This window comes from Burkholderia catarinensis (genome assembly GCF_001883705.2).
GTDB classification, from domain to species: domain Bacteria; phylum Pseudomonadota; class Gammaproteobacteria; order Burkholderiales; family Burkholderiaceae; genus Burkholderia; species Burkholderia catarinensis.
The window spans coordinates 1-13,637 of the sequence record NZ_MDEQ02000035.1; the positions used below are offsets into that span (position 1 = coordinate 1).

The window sequence follows — 13,637 nt, forward strand, 5'->3', positions numbered from 1 at the left end:
GGCTTGCGCTGCGCGTACTTGCTCATCTGCACGAGCGCGAGCGCGTCGGCCACGCGTTCCTTGATTTCGTTCTTCGGCGTGCCTTCCTGCTTCAGGCCGAACGCGACGTTCGATTCGACCGACATGTGCGGGAACAGCGCGTACGACTGGAACATCATGTTCACCGGGCGGCGGTACGGCGGCAGCGACGCGAGGTCCTCGCCGTCGACGAAGATCTTGCCGGAGGTGGCCGTTTCCAGCCCGGCGAGCATGCGCAGGAGCGTCGACTTGCCGCAGCCCGAGCTGCCGAGCAGCGCGAACAGCTCGTTCTTCGCGATCGTCAGGTTCACGTTGTCGACGGCCGTGCTGTCGCCGAATTTCTTCACGACGTTTTCGATGCGCACGAAGGCGGCCGTGTCACGGCGTGCGCCGATCGCGGCCGGTACGGCAGGGAACGTATGGATCATCGTCGTCTCCGTCAGCCGCCCGACTTCAGTTGCAGCCACAGGCGGTTCTGCATCCGCGCGATGTCGGCGCTTCTCGGCATCGCGAGCGACGTCTTCGCGATCGTGCTGTCGGGCAGGTAGACGCTCGGGTCCTGCACGATCGCCGGCGTCACGAACGTGCGCGCGGCCTTGTTGGCGCTCGGATAGAAGATCTCGTTCGTGATCGCCGCGTTGGTCTTCGGCTCCTCGATATAGTTGATCCACTTCAGCGCGGCTTCGGGGTGCGGCGCATCCTTCGGAATCGCCATCACGTCGAACCACAGCAGGCCGCCTTCCTTCGGATTCACATAGCGGATTTCATACGAGCGCTTCGCGTCGAGCGTGCGCCGCCGCGCGATGCTGACGTCGCCCGACCAGCCGAGCACAACGCAGACGTCGTTGTTCGCGAGATCGTCCCCATAGCCGGCCGAGCTGAACTGCGTCACGTACGGGCGGATCTTCTTCAGCACGTCGTAGGCCGCCTGGTAGTCGGCCGGGTTCTTGCTCTCCGGATCCTTGCCCATGTACTGCAGCGCCGCCGCGAACGCGGCGTCCGGCGCGTCGAGCAGCGAGATGCCGCAGCCTTTCAGCTTCGCCGCGTTCGCCGGGTCGAACAGCAGCGCCCAGCTGTCGGTCGGCGCGGTATCGCCGAGCCGCTTCCTGATCGCCTCGACGTTGTAGCCGATGCCCGTCGTGCCCCACGCCCACGGCACGCCGTACTGGTTGCCCGGGTCTGCCTTCGCGATCATCTTCATCAGCACCGGGTCGAGGTTCGCGAGATTCGGCAGCTTCGACTTGTCGAGCTTCTGGTACACCCCGGCCTGGATCTGCTGCGCGAGATAGTTCGACGTCGGCACGACGATGTCGTAGCCCGAGCTGCCCGCCAGCAGCTTGGTCTGCAGCGTATCGTCGCTGTCGTAGCTGTCGTAGCGCACCTTGATGCCCGTCTGCTTCTCGAAGTTGGGCACCGTGTCCTTCGCGACATACTCCGACCAGTTGTACACGTTCAGGTTGGCGTCGCCCGCGCGGGCGGACAGGCTGGCCGCGAGGGCCAGCCCCGCCGACGTGACGAGCGCGGCGCGCAAGGCCGGTTGACGGCGGATACGGATACGCATGGGGATTCTCCTTGTGATGGGGATCGGCCGTTGCGCCCGGTCCGGGTCCGGACTCGCGTCAACGCCGTCAAGCGGTGTTCAGCACAAGGGTCAATGTAAAGATCGCGGCCCGTACCGTCAGTCCCGAAAACCGGGACAAACGGCGACGTCGATCGGGGCCGTTTGGGTAGATTCCCGCGTAGGCAGTCGAAAATATTCGTGATACCTGTAGCGCCACCTGAAATCTTCGAAACCCCACGCCATGAGCGCTGCGCTTCCCGCCCCCGACCTCCCGCTGAGCCACGTCGCGTTCGTGACGGAAACGCTCGGCGACATCGCGCAAGCCGTCGGGACGCCGCAGTTCATGCGCGCCGTCTACGACACGCTGGTGCGCTACGTCGACTTCGACGCCGTGCATCTCGACTACGAGCGCGGCACGTCGTCCGGCCGGCGCAGCGTCGGCTGGATCGGCAGCTTCGGCCGCGAGCCCGAGCTGGTCGCGCAGGTGATGCGCCACTACTACCGCAGCTACGCGAGCGACGATGCAACGTATGCGGCGATCGAAACCGAAAGCGACGTGCAGTTGCTGCAGGTGTCCGCGCAGCGCGTCGCGAGCGAGCTCCGGCATCTGTTCTTCGACGCCGGCGACATTCACGACGAATGCGTGATCGCGGGCGTGACGGGCGGCACGCGCTACTCGATCTCGATCGCGCGCTCGCGGCGGCTGCCGCCGTTCTTGCTGAAGGAGCTGAGCCTGCTGAAGCAGCTTTCGCAGGTCGTGCTGCCGATGGCGTCCGCGCACAAGCGCCTGCTCGGCGCGATCTCCGCGGACGAAGGGCAACGCGACGAGATCGATCTCGACCTCGTCGCGCAATGGCTGCCGGAATGGCAGGAACGGCTGACCGCGCGCGAGATGCACGTGTGCGCGTCGTTCATCCAGGGCATGACGTCGGCCGCGATCGCGCAAACGATGGGACTCAAGACGTCCACCGTCGACACGTACGCGAAGCGCGCGTTCGCGAAGCTCGGCGTCGATTCGCGCCGGCAACTGATGACGCTCGTGCTGAGGAACGCGTCGCGGCGGCACGACGCGTAGGAATCGTCAAATGCGCGCGAGGTTTGCAGAATGTCGAAGGTATCGAGCTGGTGCCGAGCCAACGACAACGTTGCATTCAGATTCCGGTGAGTCGCCGCTTCGATTATCAATTGGAACCGGATGCCAGTGGTGCAGCTGAGGCGGTGGTTCACATTCTTTGCGAGCAAGATTGCAGCGTTACGATGACGGCGAAGGACTGGGAAGACCTGTCTGTCGCGACCCACACCAAGACTGCCTCAATCTCTCTGGCGCTCGCTCGGAAGGTATTCCTCTATCCTCATGACCGATGGACGCTGGCCACCATTGCAGAACAAACTGAAATGACGATTCGAGCGCTGCAAGCGCGCATCTTCCGTGAGAACGCTGCATTCTCGGAAATACTGTCCCGCCAACGCAGATTGCGAGCGCTACTCGATATGCTTGCAATGGGTGTGCATGTCGGCGACGCGTCGCTGAGCGCACCCAGGACTCGCGGGGAAACGTCATAGAGACGGACCCTGGCTCGAGGCTATCTCATACTCTGAAACGCCAGTTCGAAGTCCTGTCGGTAATCGTAGACCAAATTAAAGTTGTCACCGTTTGCGAAGTAAAAATGTCACTTCGCCGCCAAGCGCCGGCGACGATGGGCGAAACTCTCGGAAATTCGTGACGTTGCACGTCGCGAATTAAAGCTGGCACTGACCATAGCCTTGCGAAGACCAGTGTCAACTCCCGAGCAGCGCCGGCAGCTCCTATCGCGCGTTGTACGAAGCCAGAGTTTGAGCAGGCGATCGTACCGTAGTGGTAAAAGATCAACTCAAAGTCTTTGTCGACCATAGGTGCCCACCTCCCCAATCGGTGGACACCCATGCTCCTCGGTCAGAGCGCCGTGACGTAGACGTCGAGAATGGACCCCTTACGGTCGATCAACCTCAATTGCTATAGATCAGACCGCGAGCGGCGCCGTTGACGTAAATCCTGCCATACGTGTTCCAGTCGCCGGCCATCACGCCGGAGTCGCCGAATTGGTGCGCGTCATCGTTGAAGCGCGCCCACGTTGCACCACCGTCGTCGGAATGGTAAATGCCCCAGACGCCGTTCAATGTGCCTTCCACGTAGACCGCGGCCGAGTACGACGAACCGGTCGGTGCCCTGCCCAAGGCGATCACGGTGGCGCCCGGTGTGTCGTTGGTCGACGCAAAGACGCTGAGCTTCGTCCAGGTTGCCCCCGAGTCCACCGAGTGGTACACGGCCGTGCCGTCGGCCAGCCAGAGGTCACCCTCGGCGTTCGGATTGACCGCCATCGACGTATCCCGCCACGAATTCCAGGCCAGGTTCGCGTTCACGGCGCCCTGGCTCAGCGCGAACGTGTGGCCGCCGTCGTTCGAGACGTAGATCTTGCCGCGCTGCCAGCTCCACGGTGCGCCGCCGGAGTCGTAGGCATAGACCTTGTTCGGGTTCTTGCGGTCCGCGGCCAGGCGGTAGGCACGCGGGAAGCCGTTCCATGTGGCACTGAACGCCGGCAGGTTGGTCGCTGTCCAGCTGGCGCCATTGTTTGTCGTGTACGACGGCACCGAGTCCGGCGGTGCCCAGGTCACGTTGTTGCGGGACGGGACGACCAGGTTGCCCACGTTGCTCTGGCTTGCCGCGGCGCCGTTGGGCAGCGACGCGAACGTCGCCCAGGTATTGCCGCTGTCGCCCGACCAGAAGCCCTTGGTGGCATGGCCGTTGGCGTTGTCGACGCCCGCGGCGGCGATGTACGTCGGATCGGACCACGACATATCGGCCGAATTGCCGCTGCTCCACGTGTTCAAGGGGCCTTTCGTCGGCCTCGTCGAGAGATCCGTATTGACCCACGTGCCGATGTCGCCGGCACTGTTGATGAACTTGTACGACGCACCGGGCGGCGCCGTGACGAGCGCCAGCGTCACGGTTTCCTCGAGGTTGTCGACCTTGGGGCTCCAGGTTGGCGTGGGTGACGAGGCGTTCATGGTTTCACAGATGCCGCCGCCGTGGACGTGCATGACGTGATCGCGATTGGCTGGGTCGATGGTGACGCCCTCGACCCAGCCGGCGCAGCCACCCGAGGCAGTGCCGGTGTGCGGCATGCCGGCCTCGATTTCGCGCCACGTACTGCCGCCGTCGTCGGATAGCTGGATGGTCTTGCTGGTGTCGCTCCAGCCCGTCATGCCCAGTGCGATGCGGGCGGACGAGCCCAGACCCGAGACGGACAGGCCGCCAAAGCCGTTGCTGTTGGAGCTGTTGAGCAGCGTCCAGTTGCTGTTGTTACTTCCGCCGAACTTGTAGAGATAGCTCGGTCCGCCGATGCCCTGGCCGACGCCCGCGTTGAACACCACGTAGAAGTTGCCGTCGGACGTGCGCACGACGTGGGGGATGTAGTAGCCAGACACCGTCGGCGGGACGGGCACCGGCGTCCACGAGAAGCCGCCGTTGGTGGACTTGTACAGGGTCGACGTCAGGCCCGCCGCGTTGGCGTAGTCCGGGGCGACGGTGGCCCACATGATCCAGGTCGGCTGGCCGCCGCCCGTGCCCGACGTGTCGAAGATGACCTGCTCGACGCCCAGCGGGGAGCCGCCGCCGCTGATCGTATTGGAGGACAGACCCGTGACCTGCGTCCAGGTGCGGCCGGAATCGGCACTCTTCCACAGGCCGGCCGTGCGCGATCCGTAGAACAGCGTCGAGGGATTGTTCGGGTCGACCTGCAGGCGCTCGCCCGTGGCACGGCCGTTGTCGTTGCCGCCCACCGGGAACGGCAGGTCGTAGTGCGTCCAGGTGTTGCCACGGTCGCTCGAGATGTAGATGCGGCCGTTGTGACCCTGCGTCACGGTAATGCCGGTCATCATGTAGACGAGCTGATCGTTGTTCGGGTCGAGCGCGAGGCTTTCGACGCCGTGGAAATCGCCCTCGCCTACACCGAAACCGATGCCGTCGGTGATAGGCGTCCACGTCGAGTTGGTCGCGTTCCAGCGGTACGCGCCGCCAACGTCGGTGCGTGCGTACAGCAAGCTCGCGTTGGCGGGATGGTAGATCAGGCCGGTGACATAGCCGCCGCCGCCCCACTTGACGCTGGTCCAGCTGGCCGCCGGCAGGTTGCTGCCGCTGCCATTTCCGCCGATCTGACTACGATTAGCGGCTACATTGGCACCCGCATTGGTCACACCTGTCGCGCTATCGGATCCGTCACCACAGCCCCATAACGCACACGCCATCGCCGCAGCGGCAATCCATCGTTGAGAAAACGCGGTCATCGGAGAAATCCTTAAAGGAAGAGGTCCATCGCAGGGCCCGCCATCGGGCCCAGCACAATCAATTCGCCAAGAGCGATGCGATCTGCGCAGCGCTGAGCGCACCGCGATAGATGCGGAAATCGTCGATCAGGCCGTTGAACGTGGCGTCGGCACTGTATTGCGATTTGCCCAGCCAGTTCTGCGTGGTACTGCCCAAGCGGAACGGCGCCTGGAACATCGCCGTGTTGGTACTGACGGGCGTGCCGTCCACGTACATCGTGCCGGTCGAACCCGATAGCGTGACGGCCACATGCACCCATCGCTTGCTCGGCAGCTCGGTGGGAGCGTCGATGATCTGTTCCGGAGGGCCGTCACCGGGGCCGTTGGCCGTCATGGCGAAGCGCATGCCGGCCCAGCCGTTGCGCAACTGCCCGCGCGGCGTGAACATCATGTAGCGGTGGAAGCCCGTGCCGAAGTCGAACAGGCGTGCCCACGTTTGCGAGCCGTTCCAGAACACCCAGGAGGCGATGGTGAAGTCCGACACATCGGCCAGCAGATCGTCGGGCAACGCCACATACGCGCCCGAGCCGTTGAGCGAGACCGCGTTGCCGCTGTGCCCCGCCGCCCACGTTGCGCCGTTGAGCGTGCCATTGCGCCCGTTGCCCGAGCTATCGGCGGCCGTGATGCCGCTGCCTTCATCAAACGTGAGGTGCGCGAGCAGCTGCTGCGCCGTGATCACTTTCACTTCGTTGGAGAGCGCCGATTCGCCCGCAATCGTTTGCGCTGTCACGACATAAAAATACGTGCCGGCAGCGGCTGGCATATCCGTATAGGTCAGCAGATCGGTGATACCGCTCTGGATGGTGCTGTACAGTCCGCCGGCAATGGTGGCGCGCTTGACGTTGTAGCTGACGGCGTTGCTGCTGCCCCACCACGACAGCACCACCTTGCCCGCGCTGGCGTAGCCGGTCAGGCCGGTCGGCGTTGCGGCAGGGGTGCCGGGGTCGAGCGTGCAGGTGAGCGTGCCGTAGCCAAGCTGGTCGAAGCCGCCACTGTTGGGGCCGTAGTTGCCGCCGCCGCCTTCCGGTGCCACAAGCTCGGCAGCGCGCTTGGTGTAAGGCGCCGCCAGACCTTTGCGGTTGATGTAATGGTTGGCCACCAGCGCCCAGCAGGGCCGCCCCAGGGCGTCGCCTTGCCCGCCGGCGGCGAACTGCGTCTGGATGACGCCAGCGCTGTTCTGGTACGTGACGAAAGGCACCGTGTAGAACGCGCCGCCTGCCTGCTTCAGGTTGGCCTTGGCCACGTATTCCGCGCCCGCCAGAAAGCGATTGTTGTCATAGCCGTACAGGTCGATGCCCTGATTCCACGCCATCTCGCAAATGGCGCCCGTCAATGCAATGCCGAGCGTGCTGTGGCCCTGGTCCCGGCCGGCTTCCTGCCATTGCCCGAGGTTGCCGGGGTGCAGGTAGTACACGGCTTGCCGGATGCAGCCGTTACTGCCACCGGTCCTGAAATGGGTGACGGCCTCGTTGACAAGCTCGGCATCGTCGCACAGCACGCCAATGGCCAGGACGCACGCGATGTTGGCCAGGCCCCAGTTGGCCCAGTAGTGCGTGTCCATCGCGGTGTCGATACGGGTCAGGAAAGCGTGACTGACCGGGTAGAAGACATTGCGCATCATTGCCTGAAACGCGGCGAGTCCGGCCGGACTCCAGCCGCTATAGCCGCGCATGATTTCGGCTGCGTTGGCGAACTCGTAGCCGTAGATGCCGGCAGCGAGCGCCACATCGCTGCCGCCAAGCGTCGTCAGCGTCGAGGCCCATTGGTCCAGATACTCCACGGCTTTGTCGGCATAGCGTTTGTCGTCCGACACCTTCCAGCACAGCGCGTCGCCATAGGCGGCGGCGATGTCGTTGTAGAGAGCGCCGTAGTTCTGACCATGCGTGGGATCATTGCCGCGATAGATGCCGACCTGCGGGTTCGGCTTGTTCGTCAGGCGCGTGTGACCGTTGGCGACGAGCACGTTCCAGCTGTCGATCCACGGGGAAGCGTGAGCCCCGACTTTAGCGCGCATGCGTTCGAAATCCGCCTCGGTATGCAGCAAACCGGGATGCGTGAAGGCGCGGGTTTGGGCAGTGCCTGCCGATGTCGCCCCTGCGTCGATACCGTCCGAAGCTGGAGCAACTCCGGACGCCTGGCCGGTGCCGTTTGCCGATGTACGCTCACCGCCTGTAACCGCGTTGCTTCCGTCGCCGCCGCATCCTGCCAGAAGCGTTGCACCGAGCCCCATCACGAAATGGCGTCGTGCGATATTTTCGATGTCGCCGAGTGGGACGATTTCCTCGGGTAGCATCGTCGGTGCTCCGTTGTCTCGCATGTCTGGATCCCCAGTTTTTTTAGCTATAGTCGAAGCGACAAAAAATGTACGAACCGTTCCGTATTCATCAGGAACGCGTAGCATTCTATCCAGTGCGATAGGGATTCAATCAAGCGAAAAAAAACATATTCACCAATGACACGCACTTGTCACATCGGTGATGCAGGGATTGAGGAATACGCGAAGCTCGACTAACCCGGTGTCGTGCCGGCAGCGGAACGGCTTGTTGGAAGGTTGTAAGAACAACGGTGTATGTTGCCGATCTGGACGCCCGCCGGATATGCACATGCCATCGCGACGACGCTCGGTGCCAGGCGGGTCATGGCCGACCAACCATACAGGCAATGCGATGAGCGCTCAGAACGTTCCGGTCGACTTCGCGCTTCAGCCGGACAAAGCGGCTGCCGTGCATCGAAACGCCGGCCTGGACGCATTGCGGGCCTCTCTGACGTTGCTGGTGATCTTTCACCACTGCGCGATCACGTACGGTGCACTTGGCGGGTGGTACTACCACGAAGTGGCCGCTGGCCCATCGGTGGAATCCGCACTGTTGACGCTCTTCTGCGCGATCAACCAGGCGTTCTTCATGGGCCTGTTCTTTTTCCTGGCGGGCTATTACACGCCGCCATCCATCGATCGCAAGGGCGCCGCCCGTTTCCTGGCCGACCGGGTTCTCAGGCTCGGGCTGCCGTTGCTGGTGTACGGCTTCCTGATCGGCCCCGCCACAATTTCCCTGGCGCAGTCGGGCGCCGGCTACCCGTTTGCGGATACGCTGGGACGTCTGTGGCGAAAAGGCACGTTCGAGAACGGTCCGATGTGGTTCGCCGAGGCGTTGCTGATTTTCAGCGCGGCTGCAGTACTCCGGCACATCGTCTTCCCGCGCACCGTGGCGCCCGATACGAACCACCCCGCTCGGAACCCCTTCCCTTCCGACCGTACGTTGGCCGCCGCGGCATGGCTGACGGGTGTCGCGGCACTGGCGTTGCGGTCCCGATGGCCGATAGGTATCAACGTATGGGGGCTGCAGCTCGGCTACTTCGCCAGCTACGTCGTGTTGTACGCAGCCGGTTGCCGGACAGCGCGCGTGCGCTGGATCGAGCAACTGCCGGCACGGCAGGTCGGACTGTGGTGGCGCATCGCGCTGCTGGCACTCCCTGTCCTGCCGCTCGCCTACCTGCTCGCGAAGCACGTTCCCGGGCTGCGTGGCCGTCCGCACGATGTGATCTACGCGTTCTGGGAACCGCTGGTCGCATGGGGCACGATACTGTTCCTCGCAAGCCATTTTCAGCGACGCTTCGATCGGCTGACGGGTATGTGGCAGCCGCTGTCGCGACGCGCGTACACGATCTACCTCATCCATCCGCCGGTGCTGGTGTCTGTCGCCCTCGCGTGGCGAAACGTGCCGGCAGCCCCGTTCCTGAAATTCGCCGTGACCGGCAGCGTCGCTTGCGGCGCGTGCTACCTGATTGCCGGCCTCCTGCTTCGCGTGCCAAAACTCGCGTCGATCCTGTAAGCGCTGGCAATCGTCTTGCGCTGTGCGAAATACCGCACCGGGCCCGCAGCTACTACACTGCATTTCAGGGTGGTCCGTCTCCCTTCGTCGACCGATACCTGCTGTCCTGCGTAGGAGCACGAAAATGACACATCGCTGGCGGGCGCAGCTCTGGATGTGTGTCGCCTGGGCACTGTCGTCGCTGATGCTTGCTTCTCCACACATCGCGCTGGCGAGTGACGAATCGGACGCCAGCGCTAACAAAAATGCTTCCGAACCGCAACCAAAGGTCACTTGGGCTGATCGCATTCGCGAAGCGGACGTGCACGAGCGAGAACCGATTGTCCTGATCGTGCACGCGGCAAAGGATTGCGTTTTTTGTCAGCGCTGGGAAGGTTCATTAGGCGGGAAAGGCGAATTTGAATCCTGGGCCAAAACGCATCCGGATGTGCATCTTTTCATCGTGGAACGCGATGCCATTGCCGCCGCCGAAACCATCGACAACTATCCGCCGATTGTCCGATGGCTTTTCGAGCGGCGACGGCGCCTTGAAAAATTGTCTCCACCGACGCCCACGTTCGAAATTTTTGTTAGACGAAAGATACTGTGGCAGTCATACGGCCTGGGTTCGTGGGACCGAAGCGTGTTTCCGGCACTCAAGGATCTGGACAGTCGCCGCATACCTTCCAGGGTCGAATAGGCGTCGCACCGAATGATGCGGGAAGCAGTGCACGCAGGTTGTGCGCAGGGTGACGTCCGATACCCGTGACGGAACAGGTCTAATGTCGCCGCATTCCGCCGCCCCCGCCCATGCCGCCGAACCGGTGCATTCCGCCGAATCCATGGCCACCTTCAACAGGGAACGCGCCATGATGAAAGCCTGCGCCCGCCGGCACGCCGAAGCGGCGATGACCGATCGGGTTGAAGTGATCGACGTGATCGAAGCGGTGGAAACGACGGAAGCGATCGACGAAGATGAAGCTCACGCCTGCGCCGATGAAAAGCGGCGGCCCCCAGTACCACGGGTCGGCATACGGATAGGCCGCCGCCGGGTACCACAGCACGCTGCCGTCGGGACTTTGCACGATCTGCCAGGTGCCGTCGCTTTGCAGACACGCACGCCCGACGATTTGCTGCTCCGTGCCGTCGATGTCCGCCTGCGCGACGACCGCACGGCAGTTCGTGCCGTAGTCCGATGGATCGTCAGCCATTTGCGCAAAGACGGACGCGGAAAAACCGAGACAGACGATGCCTGTCAAGAATCGAAACAAGTTGCACATGATCGGCTCCTGCCATGTTGCCCCCGACCATTTGATCCGTAGCGTCGCCAACGGCGCCCGGCACACCGGTTTGCTTGCGCACGATTTATCGCGTGGCGGTCACGGCTCGCCGCTTCTTCGTATCAGGTCTCCTGACGGCTAAACGGTGCGGCATGCCGGGTTATTCCAGGGGTCGGGATACGACGAGCGATCGTAACCGAAGCCCTCGGCAATCGTTGCCGAGCTCAGCGTGTGACCTGGCGTCTGGCGACGCAGTAGATGGCCGCGGCCGTGATCCCGAATACCAGATGGGCCACCAGCGTGATCGCGCCGCGAGCCGGAATGAACCACGGGAAAATCGCAGTGAACGCGTACAGGTTGACGCCATACAGGATGAGTCCGAACGCGCCGCCCGCGAGAAGCGCGGGCCCGAGCGACAGGCCGCGAACCACCTTCGCCAGCACGGCCGCATAGACAAGCGAGAGCGCACCATGCACGAGCGTTGCCACACCCATGACCGGCAGGTCGAAACCGGTGGACGAGCCGAGCACCCGCCGCCCCATCACGATGGCCGCCGTGAGGCGCGCGTCGCGAAACAGGTTCGCAACGACATCTTCGCCGGCGATCGACCAGAGCAGCAACTCGATGACGGTCGATCCGACCGCCGCGCCGAACGCGGCCCAGAGAATCGGCACCCGTCCGGTGTGTTTCAATTGTCGTCCGCCATGGCGACCGGCGGATACATCGCGCCGCCGTGCACAGTCACGACGCCCTTTCGCAATCCGTCCAGTACGCAAAAGGATCGCGATGTTTGGGATAGTGCTCGTCAAGCCATTTCAGCAACGTCGCCCGGGCATTGTCCATATCGGCTTTCAACGACGAAGTCGTCAATTCGTGTACCTCGATGGACTTTTCCCGATCGATCACGAAGCAGTTCCAGTCGGGGCCGTCCAGATCCGGATCGTCGGATGCCTTCGACGACTTTCCCCAGCCAAACCCCTTGCGTGCGTCGATGTAGTAACGCGGATGCACTTTCAGATACGACATCTCGCCGCCCTGCAGGCTGCTCTCCGCTCGCAGCACATCGTGTCCGTCGACGATCTGCGTGACTTCCGGAAGCCGGCGCGACCGCCATCCGGCAGGTAGCGTCGCGATGGCCTGAACGCTGTCGTAGGTCCCCCACTCCAGCCCCCAGGCTTCGGCCATGCGCGCCATGAACGCGTCCGCGCCCGGATAGCCGCGCAACTGGATTCTGGTCGACAGCTTGACCTCGACCCGGCCGCGACCGCCGGGGCCGGTGGTGACCTCGTCTCCCGCCGCTTCGAACGGATTGCCCGGACGCGTTGCGCTCTTCTCGTCCGCGGGCGCAATGCCCGAAAACAGCTGGTCAAGCGCCGCACGCGCTTTCGACGACTTGTCTGGTCTGTTCATCAATTCACTCCTCTGCATCCGATCGGCTGCATAAATTCTCGACTCTCGTTCATCTCTCCAACCTCATGGTTTTTCGCGGTCGCATTGTCGCCGATCCGGCGGCCCGGGACGAGCACCGCCCATCGCGCACCGCTTCCATCGCTCCAGACCGCCATCCTCGGTGGATCGCCACCTAGCCCCGCTCCCCCACCGCCGCCCGCATCCGCTCCATCAACGCCAGCACCTCCGGCCGATTCTCCCCCTTCGCATGCACGAAGTAATACCGGAGCACCGAATCGACCTCGTGACGGCTCACGCGCACGAGTTCGCTGCGCTTGAGATAGGCGTCGGCAAGCGGCACGCGCGCCAACGCCACGCCGAGCCCCGCCTCGGCCGCAGCCAGCACGAGGTTGTAGTCCTCGAAACGGCGATCCTGCGTTCGCGGCTTGAACGGCACACCCAACGCATCGAACCACGTGCGCCAGCCGGTCACATCGGAATCGTGCAGCAACGGCAGGTCGAGCAGCGCGGCATCGCCGCGCCGGCGGCGCGCCTTTGCCAGTTGTGCGGCGAGCCGCGGATGCGCGACCGGATAAAGCCGCTCCGGCATGAACGCGCGGGTTTCGAGCTGACGCCAGTTGCCGCGCCCATAGCGGATCGACAGATCCGCTTCGCCGCTGGCGATATCCACATTGCGAAGATCGATGCCGAGTTCGATGCGCAACGCGGGCGCTTCGCTCTCGAGCGCATGCTGCCGCTCCAGCAGCCATAGCTGCGCGAAGGCGGGCACCACGCTCATCCTGACCAGTCGCGGCGTACGCGGCGAGCGCCACTGATCGGCCGCACTGTCGATGATCGCGAACGCCTGTTCGATCCGGCCGACGAAGCGCTGCCCGTCCGGCGTCAGGCGCACGCCGCGCGCATGCCGTTCGAACAACGCCATGCCCAGCCAGTTTTCCACGGCGGCCACCCGCCGGCTGATCGCGCCGTGCGTCACGCCGGACACGTCGGCGGCCGCCAGGAACGAACCCTGGCGCGCCACCGTGCAGACCGTCTCGAGGCTCGCGAGCGGCGGCCGCGGGCCCGGCGCCGGCGCGGCAGCGGGCAGCGCCTGCACAACCCGACGTGCACGCGCCGGATCGTCAGCCCGCCGCTTGGTCGAGCTGTGAGCCATATTCATATCCAACTATCGATTTGCGCGCTAGCTTAACATCTCGC

At 63.8% G+C, this 13,637-nt stretch carries 12 protein-coding genes; 4 read left to right on the top strand and 8 right to left on the bottom strand.

Translation table 11 applies throughout. The annotated features are described in order from the left end of the window. Positions 1–446: ABC transporter ATP-binding protein (locus tag BFF94_RS33555; RefSeq protein WP_219140315.1), on the bottom strand; the 446-nt coding region annotated here is incomplete at its 3' end. Positions 447–457: 11 nt separating this feature from the next. Further along, positions 458–1,579, bottom strand: coding sequence for a polyamine ABC transporter substrate-binding protein (locus BFF94_RS33560; RefSeq protein WP_128842749.1), 1,122 nt, complete (start codon positions 1,577–1,579; stop codon positions 458–460). A 241-nt stretch (positions 1,580–1,820) separates the two neighbouring features. Between BFF94_RS33560 and BFF94_RS33565 the strand changes: the two genes are divergently transcribed. Then, positions 1,821–2,654 (top strand): helix-turn-helix transcriptional regulator, encoded by an 834-nt coding sequence (locus BFF94_RS33565; RefSeq protein ID WP_128842748.1) that lies wholly within the window; start codon positions 1,821–1,823, stop codon positions 2,652–2,654. Between the two features lie 23 nt (positions 2,655–2,677). Next, on the top strand, positions 2,678–3,142 hold the full coding sequence (locus tag BFF94_RS33570) for a hypothetical protein (RefSeq protein WP_128842747.1): 465 nt from the start codon (positions 2,678–2,680) through the stop codon (positions 3,140–3,142). Between the two features lie 423 nt (positions 3,143–3,565). Here the strand turns inward: BFF94_RS33570 and BFF94_RS33575 are convergent, their stop codons facing one another. Next, a complete protein-coding gene (locus BFF94_RS33575) occupies positions 3,566–5,902 on the bottom strand; it encodes a WD40/YVTN/BNR-like repeat-containing protein (protein ID WP_128842746.1) in 2,337 nt (778 codons plus the stop codon). A gap of 58 nt (positions 5,903–5,960) precedes the next feature. Next, a complete protein-coding gene (locus BFF94_RS33580) occupies positions 5,961–8,234 on the bottom strand; it encodes a LamG-like jellyroll fold domain-containing protein (RefSeq protein WP_128842745.1) in 2,274 nt (757 codons plus the stop codon). A gap of 373 nt (positions 8,235–8,607) precedes the next feature. Here BFF94_RS33580 and BFF94_RS33585 point away from each other — a divergent pair, with 373 nt between their 5' ends. Together BFF94_RS33585 and BFF94_RS33590 are read left to right on the top strand one after the other, a co-directional pair. Next, positions 8,608–9,771, top strand: a complete 1,164-nt coding sequence (locus BFF94_RS33585) for an acyltransferase family protein (protein WP_128842744.1) — start codon at positions 8,608–8,610, stop codon at positions 9,769–9,771. Positions 9,772–9,895: 124 nt separating this feature from the next. Then, positions 9,896–10,450 (top strand): hypothetical protein, encoded by a 555-nt coding sequence (locus BFF94_RS33590; protein ID WP_128842743.1) that lies wholly within the window; start codon positions 9,896–9,898, stop codon positions 10,448–10,450. Positions 10,451–10,529: 79 nt separating this feature from the next. Here BFF94_RS33590 and BFF94_RS33595 read toward each other — a convergent pair whose 3' ends face one another. From BFF94_RS33595 to BFF94_RS33610, 4 genes are all read right to left on the bottom strand, one after another. Next, complete coding sequence (locus tag BFF94_RS33595) at positions 10,530–11,030, bottom strand: hypothetical protein (protein ID WP_128842751.1); 501 nt, start codon at positions 11,028–11,030, stop codon at positions 10,530–10,532. Between the two features lie 224 nt (positions 11,031–11,254). Continuing rightward, on the bottom strand, positions 11,255–11,722 hold the full coding sequence (locus BFF94_RS33600) for a sodium:proline symporter (RefSeq protein WP_128842742.1): 468 nt from the start codon (positions 11,720–11,722) through the stop codon (positions 11,255–11,257). A gap of 49 nt (positions 11,723–11,771) precedes the next feature. Beyond that, entirely contained in the window at positions 11,772–12,440 is a 669-nt protein-coding gene (locus BFF94_RS33605) for a nitroreductase (protein WP_128842741.1), read from the bottom strand. Between the two features lie 172 nt (positions 12,441–12,612). After that, on the bottom strand, positions 12,613–13,599 hold the full coding sequence (locus tag BFF94_RS33610) for a LysR substrate-binding domain-containing protein (RefSeq protein ID WP_219140316.1): 987 nt from the start codon (positions 13,597–13,599) through the stop codon (positions 12,613–12,615). Between the last annotated feature and the right edge of the window lie 38 nt (positions 13,600–13,637).